General features: G+C 53.1%; 22 protein-coding genes and 1 other annotated feature. Of the genes, 15 read left to right on the forward strand and 7 right to left on the reverse strand.

Translation table 11 applies throughout. The features are described 5' to 3' along the window. Nucleotides 1–11: 11 nt before the first annotated feature. Genes oppB through ABLU87_RS01550 form a run of 5 tightly spaced genes read left to right on the forward strand, consistent with a single transcriptional unit; the run spans nucleotide 12 to nucleotide 4,763 of the window. Nucleotides 12–932: an oligopeptide ABC transporter permease OppB gene (oppB, locus tag ABLU87_RS01530; protein WP_004851825.1), complete on the forward strand. Its 921-nt coding sequence runs from the start codon at nucleotides 12–14 to the stop codon at nucleotides 930–932. A 14-nt stretch (nucleotides 933–946) separates the two neighbouring features. Further along, entirely contained in the window at nucleotides 947–1,855 is a 909-nt protein-coding gene (oppC, locus tag ABLU87_RS01535) for an oligopeptide ABC transporter permease OppC (RefSeq protein ID WP_004121697.1), read from the forward strand. 11 nt (nucleotides 1,856–1,866) lie between these two features. Further along, on the forward strand, nucleotides 1,867–2,880 hold the full coding sequence (locus ABLU87_RS01540) for an ABC transporter ATP-binding protein (RefSeq protein ID WP_122117545.1): 1,014 nt from the start codon (nucleotides 1,867–1,869) through the stop codon (nucleotides 2,878–2,880). Next, the gene (gene oppF, locus ABLU87_RS01545; RefSeq protein WP_004851821.1) at nucleotides 2,877–3,881 is read left to right on the forward strand and encodes a murein tripeptide/oligopeptide ABC transporter ATP-binding protein OppF; all 1,005 of its coding nucleotides are present in this window, start codon (nucleotides 2,877–2,879) and stop codon (nucleotides 3,879–3,881) included. Before ABLU87_RS01540 ends, oppF begins: the two co-directional genes overlap by 4 nt. A 45-nt stretch (nucleotides 3,882–3,926) precedes the next feature. Further along, on the forward strand, nucleotides 3,927–4,763 hold the full coding sequence (locus tag ABLU87_RS01550) for an ion transporter (RefSeq protein WP_029946974.1): 837 nt from the start codon (nucleotides 3,927–3,929) through the stop codon (nucleotides 4,761–4,763). A 71-nt stretch (nucleotides 4,764–4,834) separates the two neighbouring features. On the opposite strand, the gene ABLU87_RS01555 is transcribed toward ABLU87_RS01550, so the two are convergent. Next, nucleotides 4,835–5,164, reverse strand: coding sequence for an HI1450 family dsDNA-mimic protein (locus ABLU87_RS01555; RefSeq protein ID WP_004103097.1), 330 nt, complete (start codon nucleotides 5,162–5,164; stop codon nucleotides 4,835–4,837). Between the two features lie 34 nt (nucleotides 5,165–5,198). Beyond that, entirely contained in the window at nucleotides 5,199–6,659 is a 1,461-nt protein-coding gene (gene cls / locus ABLU87_RS01560) for a cardiolipin synthase (protein WP_009653730.1), read from the reverse strand. Between the two features lie 143 nt (nucleotides 6,660–6,802). On the opposite strand from cls, the gene ABLU87_RS01565 reads away from it, so the two are divergent. Next, entirely contained in the window at nucleotides 6,803–6,976 is a 174-nt protein-coding gene (locus ABLU87_RS01565) for a YciY family protein (RefSeq protein WP_004851815.1), read from the forward strand. A 282-nt stretch (nucleotides 6,977–7,258) separates the two neighbouring features. Continuing rightward, nucleotides 7,259–8,359, forward strand: coding sequence for an NADH:flavin oxidoreductase/NADH oxidase (locus tag ABLU87_RS01570; RefSeq protein WP_025108230.1), 1,101 nt, complete (start codon nucleotides 7,259–7,261; stop codon nucleotides 8,357–8,359). A 211-nt stretch (nucleotides 8,360–8,570) separates the two neighbouring features. On the opposite strand, the gene ABLU87_RS01575 is transcribed toward ABLU87_RS01570, so the two are convergent. Then, a complete protein-coding gene (locus ABLU87_RS01575) occupies nucleotides 8,571–8,867 on the reverse strand; it encodes a YciI family protein (protein WP_004103089.1) in 297 nt (98 codons plus the stop codon). Nucleotides 8,868–9,078: 211 nt separating this feature from the next. On the opposite strand from ABLU87_RS01575, the gene tonB reads away from it, so the two are divergent. Then, nucleotides 9,079–9,816 carry a TonB system transport protein TonB gene (gene tonB / locus ABLU87_RS01580; protein ID WP_064358135.1) on the forward strand — a complete coding sequence of 246 codons (738 nt, stop codon included), beginning with the start codon at nucleotides 9,079–9,081 and terminating at the stop codon, nucleotides 9,814–9,816. A gap of 19 nt (nucleotides 9,817–9,835) precedes the next feature. Here tonB and ABLU87_RS01585 read toward each other — a convergent pair whose 3' ends face one another. The 3 genes from ABLU87_RS01585 to pfkB all read right to left on the reverse strand — a co-directional run bounded on the left by ABLU87_RS01585 (nucleotide 9,836) and on the right by pfkB (nucleotide 12,123). After that, the gene (locus ABLU87_RS01585) at nucleotides 9,836–10,708 is read right to left on the reverse strand and encodes a fructosamine kinase family protein (protein WP_004851808.1); all 873 of its coding nucleotides are present in this window, start codon (nucleotides 10,706–10,708) and stop codon (nucleotides 9,836–9,838) included. A 106-nt stretch (nucleotides 10,709–10,814) separates the two neighbouring features. Beyond that, nucleotides 10,815–11,099 (reverse strand): type V toxin-antitoxin system endoribonuclease antitoxin GhoS, encoded by a 285-nt coding sequence (gene ghoS, locus ABLU87_RS01590; protein ID WP_009653733.1) that lies wholly within the window; start codon nucleotides 11,097–11,099, stop codon nucleotides 10,815–10,817. 94 nt (nucleotides 11,100–11,193) lie between these two features. Next, nucleotides 11,194–12,123 (reverse strand): 6-phosphofructokinase II, encoded by a 930-nt coding sequence (gene pfkB / locus ABLU87_RS01595; protein ID WP_109240588.1) that lies wholly within the window; start codon nucleotides 12,121–12,123, stop codon nucleotides 11,194–11,196. A 289-nt stretch (nucleotides 12,124–12,412) separates the two neighbouring features. Here pfkB and ABLU87_RS01600 point away from each other — a divergent pair, with 289 nt between their 5' ends. Beyond that, nucleotides 12,413–13,171, forward strand: coding sequence for a YdiY family protein (locus tag ABLU87_RS01600; protein WP_004851801.1), 759 nt, complete (start codon nucleotides 12,413–12,415; stop codon nucleotides 13,169–13,171). A 270-nt stretch (nucleotides 13,172–13,441) separates the two neighbouring features. Beyond that, nucleotides 13,442–13,675 carry a hypothetical protein gene (locus tag ABLU87_RS01605; RefSeq protein ID WP_004851800.1) on the forward strand — a complete coding sequence of 78 codons (234 nt, stop codon included), beginning with the start codon at nucleotides 13,442–13,444 and terminating at the stop codon, nucleotides 13,673–13,675. A 20-nt stretch (nucleotides 13,676–13,695) separates the two neighbouring features. Here the strand turns inward: ABLU87_RS01605 and ABLU87_RS01610 are convergent, their stop codons facing one another. Then, nucleotides 13,696–13,908, reverse strand: coding sequence for a hypothetical protein (locus ABLU87_RS01610; protein WP_071881738.1), 213 nt, complete (start codon nucleotides 13,906–13,908; stop codon nucleotides 13,696–13,698). 216 nt (nucleotides 13,909–14,124) lie between these two features. Here ABLU87_RS01610 and thrS point away from each other — a divergent pair, with 216 nt between their 5' ends. The 5 genes from thrS to pheM all read left to right on the forward strand — a co-directional run bounded on the left by thrS (nucleotide 14,125) and on the right by pheM (nucleotide 17,468). Further along, nucleotides 14,125–16,053, forward strand: coding sequence for a threonine--tRNA ligase (gene thrS, locus ABLU87_RS01615; RefSeq protein ID WP_004102966.1), 1,929 nt, complete (start codon nucleotides 14,125–14,127; stop codon nucleotides 16,051–16,053). 3 nt (nucleotides 16,054–16,056) lie between these two features. After that, the gene (infC, locus tag ABLU87_RS01620; RefSeq protein WP_052746887.1) at nucleotides 16,057–16,599 is read left to right on the forward strand and encodes a translation initiation factor IF-3; all 543 of its coding nucleotides are present in this window, start codon (nucleotides 16,057–16,059) and stop codon (nucleotides 16,597–16,599) included. Between the two features lie 96 nt (nucleotides 16,600–16,695). Next, a complete protein-coding gene (gene rpmI, locus ABLU87_RS01625; protein ID WP_001124225.1) occupies nucleotides 16,696–16,893 on the forward strand; it encodes a 50S ribosomal protein L35 in 198 nt (65 codons plus the stop codon). Nucleotides 16,894–16,943: 50 nt separating this feature from the next. Continuing rightward, a complete protein-coding gene (rplT, locus tag ABLU87_RS01630; protein WP_004102963.1) occupies nucleotides 16,944–17,300 on the forward strand; it encodes a 50S ribosomal protein L20 in 357 nt (118 codons plus the stop codon). Nucleotides 17,301–17,418: 118 nt separating this feature from the next. Next, nucleotides 17,419–17,544, forward strand: a sequence feature (Phe leader region). After that, a complete protein-coding gene (gene pheM, locus ABLU87_RS01635) occupies nucleotides 17,424–17,468 on the forward strand; it encodes a pheST operon leader peptide PheM (RefSeq protein ID WP_001386830.1) in 45 nt (14 codons plus the stop codon). It overlaps the preceding feature by 45 nt. Nucleotides 17,545–17,620: the final 76 nt, after the last annotated feature.

Below are 17,620 nucleotides of genomic sequence, written 5' to 3' on the forward strand. Positions count from 1 at the left end.
AGGTACGGGCAATGTTAAAATTTATCTTACGTCGCTGTCTGGAAGCGATTCCGACGCTATTTATTCTTATTACTATCTCTTTCTTCATGATGCGTCTTGCGCCCGGAAGCCCCTTTACCGGTGAACGCACGCTGCCGCCAGAAGTCATGGCGAATATTGAAGCAAAATACCATTTAAATGACCCCATCATGACCCAGTACTTCAATTATCTGAAGCAGCTGGCGCACGGTGATTTCGGTCCTTCCTTTAAATATAAAGATTACTCGGTCAACGATCTGGTGGCGTCCAGCTTCCCGGTGTCCGCCAAATTAGGCTTCGCCGCATTTTTTCTCGCGGTGGTGCTTGGCGTGAGTGCCGGGGTGATTGCGGCATTGAAGCAAAATACGAAATGGGACTTTGCCGTAATGGGGGTGGCAATGACCGGGGTTGTGATACCGAGTTTCGTGGTCGCGCCCTTACTGGTCATGATATTTGCCATTACGCTGCACTGGCTGCCGGGCGGCGGATGGAACGGTGGGGCGCTGCAATATATGATTTTGCCCATGGTGGCTCTATCCCTGGCCTATATCGCCAGTATCGCGCGTATTACCCGCGGCTCGATGATCGAAGTGCTGCACTCTAACTTCATTCGCACCGCCCGGGCAAAAGGCTTACCGATGCGCCGCATTATTCTGCGTCACGCGTTAAAGCCCGCGCTGCTGCCGGTGCTCTCCTATATGGGACCCGCGTTTGTCGGCATTATTACCGGCTCGATGGTCATTGAAACCATTTATGGCCTGCCGGGAATTGGTCAACTGTTCGTCAACGGCGCGCTGAACCGCGACTACTCGCTGGTACTCAGTCTGACCATTCTGGTTGGCGCATTGACCATTCTGTTTAATGCGATCGTTGACGTGCTGTATGCCGTTATCGATCCGAAGATCCGTTACTAACGCTGGGGTTCGCCATGATGTTAAGTAAGAAAAACAACGAGGCGCTGGAAAACTTCAGTGAAAAGCTGGAAGTCGAGGGGCGCAGCCTCTGGCAGGACGCCCGCCGCCGCTTTATGCATAACCGTGCTGCGGTTGCCAGCCTGATTGTGCTGGTGATCATTGCGCTCTTTGTCACCATCGCGCCGATGGTATCGCAGTTTTCCTATTACGATACCGACTGGGGCATGATGTCCAGCGCCCCGGATATGGAGTCCGGACACTACTTTGGGACCGACTCTTCGGGTCGCGACCTGCTGGTGCGGGTGGCGATCGGCGGACGTATCTCGCTGATGGTCGGCGTGGCTGCAGCGCTGGTGGCGGTGATTCTGGGGACGCTTTACGGGTCGCTTTCCGGCTATCTGGGCGGCAAGGTGGATTCAGTGATGATGCGCCTGCTGGAAATCCTCAACTCCTTTCCGTTTATGTTCTTCGTCATCCTGCTGGTGACCTTCTTTGGCCAGAATATCCTGCTGATTTTCGTTGCCATTGGGATGGTCTCCTGGCTGGATATGGCGCGTATCGTTCGCGGTCAGACCCTAAGCCTGAAGCGAAAAGAGTTTATTGAAGCCGCGCAGGTCGGCGGCGTTTCAACCGGCAATATCGTTATCCGCCATATCGTGCCTAACGTGCTTGGCGTGGTCGTGGTGTACGCCTCCCTGCTGGTCCCGAGCATGATTCTGTTTGAATCCTTCTTAAGCTTCCTCGGCCTGGGTACCCAGGAGCCGTTAAGTAGCTGGGGCGCGCTGCTCAGCGATGGCGCGAACTCAATGGAAGTATCGCCGTGGCTGCTGCTGTTTCCTGCCGGTTTTCTGGTGGTAACGCTGTTTTGTTTTAACTTTATCGGCGATGGCCTGCGTGATGCCCTCGACCCGAAAGACCGCTAAGGAGCGCCGACATGAGTACGATGGAAACGGCGAAAGCGCCGCAGGCAGTACAACAATCCGGATTGCTTCTGGATGTGAAAGATCTCCGCGTCACCTTTGCGACTCCCGATGGTGATGTGACTGCGGTCAACGATCTCAATTTTAATCTACGGGCGGGGGAAACCTTAGGCATCGTAGGCGAGTCCGGTTCCGGTAAGTCGCAAACCGCTTTTGCGCTGATGGGCCTGCTGGCCGCCAACGGCCGTATCGGGGGGTCAGCGACCTTTAACGGGAAGCAGATCCTTAACCTCCCGGAGCGCGAGCTGAATAAGCTGCGCGCCGAGCAGATCTCAATGATTTTTCAGGACCCGATGACGTCGCTTAATCCGTATATGCGGGTAGGCGAACAGCTGATGGAAGTCCTGATGCTGCATAAAGCGCTGAGCAAAGCCGAAGCCTTTGAAGAGTCGGTGAAAATGCTGGATGCGGTCAAAATGCCCGAGGCGCGCAAACGGATGAAAATGTATCCGCACGAGTTTTCCGGCGGGATGCGCCAGCGCGTCATGATTGCGATGGCGCTGCTGTGCCGGCCTAAGCTGCTGATTGCCGATGAGCCGACAACGGCGCTGGACGTAACCGTGCAGGCGCAAATAATGACATTGCTTAATGAGCTCAAGCGCGAGTTCAATACGGCGATCATTATGATTACCCACGATCTCGGCGTCGTCGCCGGGATCTGCGATAAGGTGCTGGTGATGTACGCCGGACGCACGATGGAATATGGTCAGGCGCGCGACGTCTTCTACCATCCCTCTCATCCTTATTCTATTGGCCTGCTCAATGCGGTCCCGCGCCTGGACGCAGAAGGCGACGCCCTGTTAACGATTCCGGGCAACCCGCCGAATCTGCTGCGTCTGCCGAAAGGCTGTCCATTCCAGCCGCGTTGCCCGCACGCGATGGAGATTTGCAACAGCGCTCCGCCTCTGGAGGAGTTTGCGCCGGGCCGCCTGCGCGCCTGCTTTCAACCGGTGGGGGATTTGCTATGAACGCCGTAACGGAACAAAGAAAAGTCCTGCTCGAAATCGCCGATCTGAAAGTACACTTTGATATTAAAGACGGCAAACAGTGGTTCTGGCAGCCGTCGAAAACGCTGAAAGCGGTAGATGGCGTAACGCTGCGTCTGTATGAAGGGGAAACGCTGGGCGTGGTCGGGGAGTCCGGATGCGGAAAATCGACCTTCGCGCGCGCCATCATCGGTCTGGTGAAGGCCACCGACGGTAAAGTCGCCTGGTTAGGCAGAGATTTGCTGGGGATGAAGGCCGACGAGTGGCGCGACGTACGCAGCGATATTCAGATGATCTTTCAGGATCCGCTGGCGTCGCTAAACCCGCGCATGACTATCGGGGAAATCATCGCCGAGCCGCTGCGCACCTATCATCCCAAAATGCCGCGTCAGGAAGTTCGCGATCGCGTTAAGGCGATGATGATGAAAGTGGGGCTGCTGCCGAACCTGATTAACCGCTATCCGCATGAATTCTCCGGCGGTCAGTGCCAGCGTATCGGTATTGCCCGTGCGCTAATTCTTGAACCGAAGCTCATTATCTGCGATGAGCCGGTGTCAGCGCTGGACGTGTCGATTCAGGCGCAGGTAGTGAATCTGCTGCAGCAGCTGCAGCGGGAAATGGGACTGTCGCTGATTTTTATCGCCCACGATCTGGCGGTCGTGAAGCATATCTCCGATCGCGTGCTGGTGATGTATCTTGGCCATGCCGTGGAGCTCGGCACCTATGATGAGGTGTATCATAATCCGCTGCATCCCTATACCAAAGCGCTGATGTCGGCGGTGCCGGTTCCGGACCCTGATAAGGAAAAGAATAAAACGATCCAGCTTCTGGAGGGGGAATTGCCATCGCCGATTAACCCGCCGTCGGGATGCGTATTCCGCACCAGATGCCCGATTGCCGGGCCGGAGTGCGCTAAGACGCGACCGGTGCTGGAGGGCAGTTTCCGCCATGCGGTTTCCTGCCTGAAGGTGGACCCGTTATAATCTCAGGGGCTGACGTTAGTCAGCCCTTTTTTTAGCGAGGTTAACGTGGCTTTTCATATTCATGCCGCTCGTCTGCGGCTGTATCATTTACTCTTCGATCAAAACCGACGATCCGGTCGGCATTTCGAGGGACTTTGCGGCGTATTTGCCCTGCTTAGCGTGCTGGTGATATTTATCGAGTCCGGGCTCGGAACGCAATATCATCTGACCTTAGACGAATGGCATATTTTCGTCTGGCTCGAACTTGTCGTGACGGCGGTTTTTACCTTTGAGTATTTTCTGCGCATTATCAGCTGGCCGAATCCGCTAAAGTATATTTTCAGCTTCTGGGGCATTATTGACCTGGCCACCATTTTACCGCTTTACGTTATGTGGCTGTGGCCCGAGATCAGTATTGAATACGTGTTTGCCTGGCGGGCCATGCGCGCTATTCGCGCGTTGCGTATCCTTAAGCTGCTGCGCTTTATGCCGTCGTTGAATATTTTCTGGGCCGCTATCGTCAGCGCTCGCCACCAGCTGATCCTGTTCTATTCTTTTATTGCCATCGTCATGGTGATCTTTGGCTCCCTGATGTATCTGGTTGAGGGGCCGCGATACGGTTTCACTACGCTGAACGCGTCGGTTTACTGGGCGATAGTGACGATAACCACGGTAGGGTATGGCGATATTACGCCGCATACGCCGCTGGGGCGAATTTTGGCCTCCATTCTTATCTTGATTGGCTACTCGATTATTGCGATCCCCACCGGCTTAATTACCAGCCATATGACCACCGCATTTCAGAATCGCCGGACTCAGCGCCAGTGTCCGCATTGTCAGCATAACGTTCATGAAAAAGACGCTCGCTACTGCAACGCTTGCGGCAGCGAACTGCCTGAATAACTAAAAAAGCCTGCCCTGGTTAACTCAGGCAGGCTTCTTCTTTTATATAAGCTATTTGCTTAAGAAAGAGCTTATTCGCGCCACAGGATATGACAGAGCTTGTGGTCTTTTTCACGACACAGCAGCACGCGCGCAAAAATATCGTTAATTTCGCCGCCATCTTCATCGGCCAGACCAATGACCACTTCAGCAAAGAAGTCAGGGTTGAGGTCAAAATCGACGTGCTCTTCCCAGTCAGGCGCCGGATCGAAGAGCTCGGCGCCGCCGCGTTCTTCAAACTGCAGGTTGAACAGAATGACATCCGCCGGATCGAGGTTGTCGACGGCCAGTTCGAGGAAAATGTCGTAAGCCTGTTCAAGCGTTTCGTCTTCGGTCAGGCGATTGTTTAAATCCATATCCATGATTGCTACCCATTAAACATCTGATTGGCACGTTTTACAGCAACGGACTGAAGAAGTAAAACAGTCGCTCGGCGATCCGCTGCCACAGCGGACGTTTTAACCACAGCCTGGCGTCCAGCAGGCGCGAGCGGGATATGTAATCGTCCTGCACCGCGGCCAGATCGCTGCCAAATCCGGCATCGTCAATCACCAGCGTAATCTCGAAGTTGAGCCACAGGCTGCGCATATCGAGGTTAACGGTGCCCACAAGGCTAAGTTCGCCGTCAACCAGCACGCTCTTAGTATGCAGCAGACCGCCTTCAAACTGGTAAATCTTTACCCCGGCAGCCAGCAGCTCGGTAAAGAAGGCGCGACTGGCCCAGCCCACCAGCAGAGAATCGTTCTTGCGCGGCAGGATGATGCTGACATCGACGCCGCGCTGGGCGGCGGTACAGATGGCATGCAAAAGGTCGTCGCTGGGCACAAAGTAGGGGGTCGTCATGATCAAATGCTCTTTGGCCGCGTAGGCGGCCGTGAGCAGAGCCTGATGGATCAAATCTTCCGGAAAGCCCGGGCCCGAGGCGATAGTGTGAATCGTGTGCCCGCTGGCCTCTTCGAACGGCATAATGTTCGCGTCCGGCGGCGGAGGCAAAATACGTTTGCCGGTTTCAATCTCCCAGTCGCAGGAGTAGACAATGCCCATCGCTGTCGCTACCGGACCTTCCATTCGCGCCATCAGATCGATCCACTGGCCAACGCCGGAGTCCTGCTTAAAGAAACGCGGGTCGACCAGATTCATACTGCCGGTATAGGCAATATAGTTATCGATCATGACCATTTTACGATGCTGACGCAGGTCCATACGGCGCAGAAAAACGCGCATCAGGTTGACCTTCAGGGCTTCGACGACTTCAATGCCGGCATTACGCATCATGGCGGCCCAGGGACTACGGAAAAACGCCACGCTCCCGGCGGAGTCGAGCATCAGCCGGCAGTGTACGCCGCGCCTTGCCGCCGCCATCAATGATTCGGCGACCTGATCGGCCATGCCGCCGGGCTGCCAGATATAGAACACCATCTCAATATTGTGACGAGCGAGCTGGATATCGCGGATGAGCGCCTGCATGACGTCATCGGATTCGGTGAGCAACTGGAGCTGATTGCCTTTGACGCCGCCAATGCCCTGCCGACGTTCGCAGAGCTTGAACAAGGATTCCGCGACCGGACTATTCTCCTCGGCAAAGATATGCTTGCAGGCTTTGAGGTCCTTTAACCACTTGGCCGTTGAGGGCCACATGGCCCGCGCGCGTTCGGCGCGGCGTTTACCCAGATGCAGTTCGCCAAAAGAGAGATAGGCGATAATGCCCACCAGGGGAAGAATATAAATGACAAGCAGCCATGCCATCGCTGACGGGACCGCGCGCCTTTTCATTAATATCCGTAATGTTACACCGGCGATAAGTAGCCAGTAACCGAGTATAACCAGCCAGTTCACCACCGTGTAAAAGGTTGTCATAGATGAAAAATCCTTTTGAATGACTTGATGACATGAGTTTACGCATCATCATCCATCTGGCAAATAAAAACGCAGCGAAAGCGTTGGTTAGCCAGATTCATCGGTCTATAATGCAGGCTGTTTTTACTTGTAGAGTAGTTGCAATGAAGCGTAGTAGAACGGAAGTAGGGCGCTGGCGCATGCTTCGGCAGGTGAGTCGCCGTAAAGCACGCTGGCTGGAAGGCCAGTCGCGTCGTAATATGCGCATCCTCTCCATCAGAAAGGAGCTGGTTAAACGGCAACGTCACTCTCTGCTGTTCACCTTCTCTGAATGTTGAGAGTCGAAACAAAAGGCACCGCTCGCGGTGCCTCTGTTTTATCAGCGTTTCGTTCTTAGCATATATTCTTAGACTGTCATCTCTCTTTCTTCTGCCGGCGAAACCCGGTTTCTCACAGGCTCCTGCGTTATTGTTTGCATCAGCAGCGGCGGGCAGGAAGTCGCATCGCGCCATACCTCATAAGACTGGCCCAACGCGTATAAACGCAAAAAACGGGAAGTGCCATGCATCAGCACGTGCTACTTATAATGTCCGTAAGGCTTCTATTATTGAGAGGTATCTATGAGTCAACTTTTTAGTCCGGTGCGAATCGGTAAGCTGGAACTTGAGAACCGTATTGTCATTGCGCCAATGTGCCAGTACTCCGCCGACAATGGCAAGGCGACGGCATGGCATCGTATCCATCTTGGTCAACTGGCTTTTTCCGGTGCGGGCTTACTGATTATCGAAGCCAGCGCTGTAGAGCCCGCCGGACGCATTACCCCGGCTGATCTGGGCTTATGGAATGACGAAACGGAAGCCGCATTACGCACCGTGCTGAACGATATCCGCCAGTACGCTTCAATCCCCATCGGTATCCAGCTGGGCCATGCCGGACGAAAAGCCTCTTCCGCAGCCCCCTGGCTGGGGGGACACCAGCTGGCGCATGATTCTGGCGGATGGGACACGGTTGCGCCATCAGCGCTGGCCTATGGTGAAGGTGAACGTCCTCCGGTTGAGCTTACTCAGGACCACATGAAACGCATCAAGCAGTCATTCGTAGACAGCGCCAGACGCGCTGAGCGGATGGGTATTGAATTGATTGAACTGCATGCCGCGCATGGTTACCTGTTGCACCAGTTCCTTTCACCGCTCAGTAACCAGCGTACCGACGAATACGGCGGCTCGCTGGAGAACCGTTTGCGTTTTCCGCTCGAGATATTCCGGGCCATCCGTGAGGCCGTCAGTCAGGACATCGCGGTGGGCGTCCGACTTTCAGCAACAGACTGGGTGGATGGCGGCTGGGATAACGCACAATCGATTATCTTCAGCCAGCAGCTTGAGGCGCTTGGCTGCGACTATATTCATGTTTCCAGCGGCGGGCTGTCGCCTCATCAGGCGATTCAGGTGGGGCCCGGCTATCAGCTGCCGTTCGCGCGTGAAATCCGCGAGAAGGTGAATATCCCGGTGATCGGTGTGGGTCTGGTGACGGAAGCGCAGCAGGCGGAAGAGGCGCTACAAAATGGCGACGCCGACCTCATCGCCATTGCCCGCGCCGTGCTCTACAATCCGCACTGGCCATGGCATGCCGCGGCAGCGCTGGGCGCTCAGGTGAGCGTTCCGCCGCAGTATCTTCGCTCAGAGCCGCATGGTCTTAAGGGAACGCTGAAGTCCAACAGGTAATTAACCATAGAAAGTCGGCGGTGCTGATGCACTGTCGGCAAACGGCTATCATCAGGGCGCGTCCTAAAGAGAACGGAATGCAGAACCGGGGAAGTGGAGAGACATAAGGATGGCGACCATTCCGTACTCGCGTACTTAGAAACGTCCTCTAATGAACGATCGCCATAGATTAAATTTTTAACGCGTTCTTATTGCTTAAGCATTTTATAGGCTAAAAAACCTTTTTATACGGTTTCACCGAGACTTTCTGATAAACCCCTGCGGCGATATAGGGATCGTCATTGGCCCATGATTGCGCCGCTTCCAGCGATTCAAATTCCGCAATGACCGTTGAGCCGGTGAAGCCCGCCGCGCCGGGTTCATTACTGTCTACGGCAGGCATTGGGCCGGCGGTCAGTAAACGACCTTCATCATGTAATAATTGCAAACGCGCCAGATGGGCGGGACGTACCGATGTCCGTTTTTCCAGAGAGTCGGCGATATCTTCAGCGTAGATAACGTAAAGCACGGCATGGCTCCTTATCAATAAATTGGCGAATCACGTTAAGTGAAACCGTCGTTGACTGCAATGCAAAGATGATCACGATCCCCAGAATGCCACGTCCCGGGGGCTTTTTGTCAGAAAACAGGGCAAATTTTGATACAAGCCAACAACCCTAGTTGAATATGATTGCTATTTGCATTTAAAATCGGGGCATCATTTTTCAACAGAAACGACTATGAGCGCAATGACCTTTGATTTACCTCGCCGCTTTCCGTGGCCTACGCTACTGTCTGTGGTTATCCACGGCAGTGTTATCGCGGGGTTGCTCTATACTTCGGTACATCAGGTTATTGAACGGCCGGCACCCTCACAGCCCATTGAAATCACTATGGTGGCCCCGGCAGATCTGGAACCGCCTCAGGCGGCTCAGCCGGTCGTTGAGCCCGTTGTTGAACCGGAGCCAGAACCGGAACCGGAAGTGATGCCTGAACCGCCAAAAGAGGCGCCGGTTGTTATCCATAAACCAAAGCCAAAACCGAAGCCAAAGCCTAAACCGAAGCCGGAAAAAAAGGTCGAACAACCGAAGCGTGATGTAAAACCGGCGGAAACGCGCCCGGCCTCGCCGTTTGAAAATACAAATACGGCGCCGGCGCGCACCGCGCCGAGCACCTCAACCGCGACCGCTAAACCCACCGTGACGGCGCCTTCCGGGCCGCGGGCGCTAAGTCGCGGAGAGCCGAGCTATCCGGCTCGTGCCCAGGCGCTGCGCATTGAAGGAAGCGTACGGGTTAAGTTTGACGTCACGCCGGACGGGCGCGTGGACAACGTGCAGATCCTCTCCGCCCAGCCTGCCAATATGTTTGAGCGTGAAGTGAAAAACGCTTTACGTAAATGGCGCTATGAACCGGGTAAACCGGGAACCGGCATTACCATGACCATTCAGTTCCGTCTGAAAGGCGTACAAATTAGCTAACCCTCAAAAACAAGGCCCCTTAAGGGGCCTTATCCATGAACACCTCATCAAGCGCTTTCTGCGCCGTCACCAGATGCTGTCCGCCAAACAGAATCGCCCGATTCAGCAGCGTATAGAGCTGGTAGATGGGCTGCCGCTCGAGAAAGCCGGACGGCAGCGGCGATACGGACTGATAGCCGTCATAGATTTGCGGCGGCTGTTCCGGATGCAGCGGGAGCATCGCCAAATCGCATTCGCGATCGCCCCAGTAGCAGGCAGGGTCGAAAATATAGGGCCCGTTTGGCCCGAGCGCGCAGTTACCGGACCATAAGTCACCGTGAAGCAGCGACGGCTGCGGCTGATGACTGCTCAGCCGTTGCTGAACAATATCAACAAGATGATCGATATCACCAAAATGTAGGCCTTTCTCGGCGGCGAGTTCCAGCTGCCAGCCGATGCGCTGTTCGGCAAAGAAAGTTGACCAGCGACGCTGCCAGGCGTTCGGCTGGGGGGTGGTGGAGAGGTCGTTGTCAAAATCCAGACCAAACTGAGGTTGGTCGCTCCACTGATGTAAATGGGCAATTTGCTGGCCTAACAGGAAAGCGTTGTGCGCATCCAGCGGGCGAGGAGGGAGGTATTCCATCACCAGAAAGCTGTAATCTCGATCGCTGCCCACGGCAAAAACCTGCGGTACGTTCACCGTTTTACTGCGCGACAGTAGTTCAAGCTGGTCTGCCTCGGCCGTGAAGATGGGTAACAGCTCGCGTTCGTCGCATTTTACGAAGTAATCTCGCCCGCCATAGCGTAAATGCCAGGCAGCGTGTATCTCTCCACCGGGTAGTTCGTTTCGCAGTTCGATTTCAGCTGCTTCGGTATGCAAATCGCGTAACAAATTGCTGATAGCTTGCCACATGCCGTCTCTCCCCATGTTTTCCAACATTTCATAAGGTTAGCGCATAAACCCGGCGTAAAACTCGAACTGACGCACAACTGGACGTTTTCCGTTGCGTCAATCGCACTTATTGAGCTTTTAACCACTCGCTGAATGTGACCACGGTGACGTCGACGGGTCTTCCCAGCGCGGTTTCGGCTAAACCTGCGCTTAAGGCGTTGACTTCCTCGGCATTCTGCATAGAAAGCAGGCCGAAGGTGTTGGTGCCGAGCTCGTGGACGTTCCCTTCATCATCGTTTAAGACGAGGGTAAATCCGGCGCGGGTGAGGTGATTACTGAGTTCGTTAATTTCGGTTAACGTCTCTTCGTGAAAACGAACCGTGACGACCCAGGCAATAATTTCGCTACTCATTTTTCACCCCGTTGTTATCCATGGCATTTTTAGCATAGACCATCATGCTGATTTGGCGACTCCCTCTGTCTTCCCAGAGGGAGCGAAAGCGTTATCAACCGCGCAGATAGGTGTAGATTTTTTGCGTATTATCCAGCGAGCAAAGGCGGGTGCCCTGATTGATGGTTGCCGCACTACCCGCCGCAACGCCAAAGCGAACCATATCTTCAAGCGAGGCGTTTTCCGCCAGCCTTAAGGTCATTGCGCCGACCATACTGTCACCGGCGCCGACGGTGCTCTGGCTTTTCATCGGCGGCGGTACTACCTGAACGCTACCCTGGGCATCAACGCCGAGCGCACCCTGGGCGCCGAGGGAGACGACGACACGCTGGACTTTGCCCGACCGAATGAGCTCCTGCGCCGCAAGACGCACATCATCCGGCTGGCTCAGATCCCGCTGTACCAGAGCGCTAAGCTCTTTCTGGTTCGGCTTAACCAGCTCGATATTGCCGACATCAAGCGCTGCGGCGAGCGCGTCACCGGAACTATCAACAATACAGCGCAATCCATGCTGCTGAGCGTTTTTGACCAGCTGCGTCAGGCTATCGACGCTGATGCCGGGCGGGAGACTTCCGCTAATCACCAGCAGGGAACCCGGGGCGATGGCGAGGACTTTTTCCTCAAGGAGCTGGAGCTCCTCCTTAGTTAACGCTGCGCCCGGCATCACGAAACGATATTGCTCGCCGCTGGCGTTCACATGCACGTGAAGATTCTGCCGCGTCCAGTCATGGGTCTCTACCGTATCGACGGGAACATGTTCATCCGTCAGCAGCGCCGTCAGGTGTTCGCCTGTCGCCCCGCCGACGGGAAAGATGGCTGTGGCGCTGCCGCCAAGAAAAGTGATGGCTCGCGCAACGTTAATTCCGCCGCCGCCGGGTTCAAACACGGGAGCGCTACAGCGCAGTTTGCCTTCCGGGTAAATTTGCGGGGTCTGGGTTGCGCTATCGAGCGAGGGGGCTAACGTGAGCGTATAGATTTTGGTCATCCAGTTTCCTCCATAATACGAATTTAGCTGCTCTGGTTTTAAGCATGGCACTTAAAGGAGGGAAGGGGAAGCGACGCGCCACTTATACAACGCAACCTCTTTTTATCTTTATGAAATAAAAATTGTTTTGAGAAGCGTCTTATACAAAAAATGAAAGAGTAATTGATTGCTAAGTTAATCGTGCTTTTTTATAATTTACTCCCTTTCTTAGGACCGGCTATCCGCGATCCTCGCGAAAGCTCCCGGGACCCTCCAGGTCTCCTTATAGGTTGTACGGACTTAAAATTAAATGAAGCTTTTGAAGACAGTACCCGCAGCGGCGTTGCTCGCGGGAGGGCTTTTTGCGTCTGCGTGCGCAATGGCCGATGATTCCGTTTTTACTGTCATGGATGACCCATCTTCTGCTAAAAAACCTTTCGAAGGTACTGTTAACGCCGGTTATCTGGCGCAGTCCGGCAATACGAAAAGTTCCTCAATGACCGCCGACTCCACGTTGACCTGGTATGGCAATACCACCGCATGGTCGCTGTGGGGGAATGCCAGCAATACGTCGTCAAACGATCAGCGCTCTTCGGAAAGGTACGCGGTGGGGGGACGTAGTCGTTACAACCTGACTGACCAGAACTATATATTTGGCCAGGCCAGCTGGCTGACGGATCGTTACAATGGTTATCAGCAGCGGGATGTGTTTACCGCAGGTTATGGTCGACAGATTATGAACGGACCGGTACACAGCCTGCGTTTTGAATTTGGTCCTGGCGTACGCTACGACGAGTATACCGACGGCGATACTGATACTCAGCCGTTGGGCTATGCTTCCGGCACTTACGCCTGGCAGATGACCGATAACGCCAAATTTACGCAAGGTGTTTCGGTATTCGGCGCTGAAGATACGACGCTGAACTCCGAAAGCGCGCTGAACGTTGCCATCAATGCTCACTTTGCCCTCAAGGTCGCCTATAACCTGACGTGGAACTCTGAGCCGCCGTCATCGGCGCCGGAACACACCGATCGCCGTACCACGCTATCGCTCGGTTATAAAATGTAATATTTCAGGCCAGATATTCTGGCCTGATTGTTTTAAATTTGGCAATAAGTGACATTATTATTTTTGGTCTCTCGTTTTGTTTTTTATAAAAAGAAATCGTCTTCATAATTTCCCCACAATTGCTATTTTGCTGACAAATATGCAGTTAATTTGACACGAAAAGATAAATATTGGGTCGGACAAAAATGTGATCTGGATCTATACTGTTGCACACAGGCGGCGATAACGACGCCGTTCTATTTATCTGAAACAAATAAGAGAATGACTATCATGAGAAATAGCAAAATCGCACTCGCGGCCGTGATGCTGTGCACGCTGTCTTTTGGCGCATTTGCCGCCGCTCCCGCACCGCAGCCGGGTAATAACGAGCATACCCAAGTTGGCATTGCCAAAGCTACCGATGTCGAAGCAGGCTCCAACATAGCGCCGGGCTCACAGTCTACCGGGCAGTCAATGAATGATGCTTTTGATGTTCATAAACTTGTCGCCGGCGAATGGTCCTGATATTTCATTGTACTTGAACATCATCCTTTAATTATTTCGTGAAGCAGCAAACCGGGTAATGCCGTACCGGTTTTGCTTTCCGCACTTTGTGTTAAACATGCATAATTGATGTGAAAGCATAAATATTCTTTATGCGTCATATCGTCCTGCCGCGCTCTTTTGCCGCACGGTTCCGCAGCAATTACGCTGGGTTTGTTGCGCCGCGACCTTTTTTTTCCATCAGCAATAACCATTTAGTCTCATGTGACTTTTATCACGCACTAATGATGTGTAAACTAACCGTCGGTGTTATCAACAGGCGGCTGCAGGTGGGTACGCGTCGGTGAACGAGCGTGCACATATTTTCGCAGAGTGAAGCGGGAACTGGGCCTGAACGTGTTGATAATTATGATTATATTGTTTTGTATGTGCTCTTTCGTGTGGGGCACCACTGCAAATAAGGACATGAAATGCCTGTAATTACGCTTCCTGATGGCAGCCAACGCCATTTTGATCACGCTGTGAGCCCGATGGACGTCGCTCTGGATATTGGCCCTGGTCTGGCTAAAGCCACCATCGCCGGCCGCGTCAACGGCGAGCTGGTTGACGCCTGCGACTTAATTGAAAACGACGCGACGCTCTCTATCATCACCGCGAAAGATGAAGATGGACTTGAGATTATTCGTCACTCCTGTGCGCACCTTTTGGGGCACGCGATTAAACAGCTGTGGCCAAATACCAAGATGGCGATCGGCCCGGTTGTCGACAACGGTTTCTACTATGATGTCGATCTGGACCATACCCTGACCCAGGAAGATATCGACGCGCTCGAAAAACGTATGCACGAGCTCGCCGAGAAAAACTACGACGTCATTAAGAAAAAAGTCAGCTGGCACGAAGCGCGTGAAACCTTCGTGAAGCGCGGCGAGAGCTATAAAGTCTCCATTCTTGATGAAAACATTGCGCATGATGACAAACCCGGTTTGTATCATCATGAAGAGTATGTCGACATGTGCCGTGGGCCGCACGTGCCGAATATGCGTTTCTGTCATCATTTCAAACTGATGAAGACCGCTGGCGCCTACTGGCGCGGCGATAGCAACAATAAAATGCTGCAGCGCATCTACGGAACCGCATGGGCAGATAAAAAAGCCTTAAATGCCTATCTGCAGCGTCTGGAAGAAGCCGCTAAGCGCGATCACCGTAAAATCGGTAAGCAGCTCGACCTGTATCATATGCAGGAAGAGGCGCCGGGCATGGTGTTCTGGCATAACGACGGCTGGACTATCTTCCGCGAACTGGAAACTTTTGTGCGTTCTAAGCTGAAAGAGTACCAGTATCAGGAAGTTAAAGGCCCGTTTATGATGGACCGCGTGCTGTGGGAAAAAACCGGCCACTGGGACAACTATAAAGATGCGATGTTCACCACCTCTTCCGAGAACCGTGAATACTGCATCAAGCCGATGAACTGCCCGGGCCACGTGCAGATCTTCAACCAGGGGCTGAAATCCTACCGCGATCTGCCGCTGCGTATGGCTGAATTCGGTAGCTGCCATCGTAATGAGCCGTCAGGCGCGCTGCATGGCCTGATGCGCGTACGTGGCTTTACTCAGGACGACGCCCATATCTTCTGTACTGAAGATCAGGTTCGCGATGAAGTGAACGCCTGTATTCGCATGGTCTACGATATGTACAGCACCTTTGGCTTCGAGAAAATCGTCGTCAAGCTGTCGACTCGCCCGGAAAAACGCATCGGTAGCGATGAGACATGGGATCGTGCTGAAGCGGATCTGGCCGTGGCGCTGGAAGAGAACAACATCCCGTTTGAGTATCAACTGGGTGAAGGCGCGTTCTACGGTCCGAAAATTGAATTTACCCTGTATGACTGCCTCGATCGTGCATGGCAGTGCGGTACTGTACAGCTGGACTTCTCCCTGCCGCAGCGTTTAAGCGCCTCTTATGTGGGTGAAAATAACGAACGACAGGTACCGGTAATGATTCACCGCGCGATTCTTGGTTCGCTGGAGCGCTTTATTGGCATCCTGACCGAAGAGTTTGCGGGCTTCTTCCCGAGCTGGCTGGCGCCGGTGCAGGTTGTGGTCATGAATATTACTGATTCTCAGGCTGAATACGTTAACGAATTGACGCGTAAACTACAAAATGCGGGCATTCGCGTAAAAGCAGACTTGAGAAATGAGAAGATAGGCTTTAAAATCCGCGAGCACACTTTACGTCGTGTCCCTTACATGTTGGTCTGTGGCGACAAAGAGGTAGAAGCCGGCAAAGTTGCCGTGCGTACCCGTCGTGGCAAAGACTTGGGCAGCCTGGACGTAAATGAAGTTATCGAGAAGCTGCAACAAGAGATTCGCAGCCGCAGTCTAAAACAACTGGAGGAATAAGGTATTAAAGGCGGAAAACGAGTTCAAACGGCACGTCCGAATCGTATTAATGGCGAGATTCGCGCCCTGGAAGTTCGCTTAACTGGTCTGGAAGGCGAAGCTTTGGGTATTGTGAGTCTGAGAGAAGCGATCGAAAAAGCTGAAGAAGCTGGAGTAGATTTAGTTGAAATCAGCCCTAACGCCGAACCGCCAGTTTGTCGTATCATGGACTACGGCAAGTTCCTTTATGAAAAGAGCAAGTCTTCTAAGGAACAGAAGAAAAAGCAAAAAGTTATCCAGGTTAAGGAAATTAAGTTCCGTCCTGGCACCGACGATGGCGATTATCAGGTAAAACTCCGCAGCCTGATTCGCTTTCTGGAAGATGGCGATAAGGCCAAGATCACGCTGCGTTTTCGCGGCCGTGAGATGGCCCACCAACAGATCGGTATGGAAGTGCTTACCCGCGTCCGTGACGATCTGAGTGAACTGGCAGTAGTCGAATCCTTCCCAACGAAGATCGAAGGCCGCCAGATGATCATGGTGCTCGCTCCTAAGAAGAAACAGTAAGGCCTTCAAGTAGCAATGTCTGTGGAGCCTGCGGGTTCCGCAGCCGTTGTTCGCCTATGTTTCGTTTATTAACAATGCGAAGTGGAAGTTATTAAAATGCCAAAAATTAAGACCGTACGCGGTGCTGCTAAGCGCTTCAAAAAAACCGGTAAAGGTGGTTTTAAGCACAAGCACGCTAACCTGCGTCACATTCTGACCAAAAAAGCTACCAAGCGTAAACGTCACCTGCGTCCGAAAGCCATGGTTTCTAAAGGCGATCTGGGCCTGGTCATCGCGTGCCTGCCGTACGCATAAGTCGTTAACCCTTTTAACTTTTTAATTAGAATAGATACAGGAGAGCACATATGGCTCGCGTAAAACGTGGTGTAGTTGCCCGTGCACGTCACAAGAAAATTTTGAAACAAGCTAAAGGCTACTACGGTGCGCGTTCTCGCGTATACCGCGTTGCCTTCCAGGCTGTTATCAAAGCTGGTCAGTACGCTTATCGTGACCGTCGTCAGAAAAAGCGTCAGTTCCGTCAACTGTGGATTGCGCGTATCAACGCAGCAGCACGTCAGAACGGTATTTCTTACAGCAAATTCATCAACGGCCTGAAAAAAGCCTCTGTTGAAATCGACCGTAAGATCCTGGCTGACATCGCCGTATTCGACAAATTAGCGTTCACCGCGCTGGTCGAAAAAGCGAAAGCAGCTCTGGCATAAGCCAGTTGAAAGAGGGAGCTTGTCTCCCTCTTTTCGTTTCAAGACTATCAATACATTGACTTTTATCCGCGTAAGCTTTTCAATATCGATCTTACGTTTTTTACCAGACAAGGTAATGCAAGCATGAATGCTGCTATTTTCCGCTTCTTTTTTTACTTTAGCACCTGAACTCAGGAGGCTAGCGCGTGAAAGAAGAAACGGAAAACAGCGCCAAAAAGCCTCCCACTGTGGAGGCTTTTTTTGTATCTGAACTGGCTTGTTCTATTTCAAGCTCCAGACGTGTGGATTGACCGGGTCATTCGGGCAAATGGCGAATGACC

Origin of the sequence: Klebsiella sp. CB_Kp196, assembly GCF_040061575.1 — a bacterium.
Lineage (GTDB): Bacteria > Pseudomonadota > Gammaproteobacteria > Enterobacterales > Enterobacteriaceae > Klebsiella > Klebsiella michiganensis.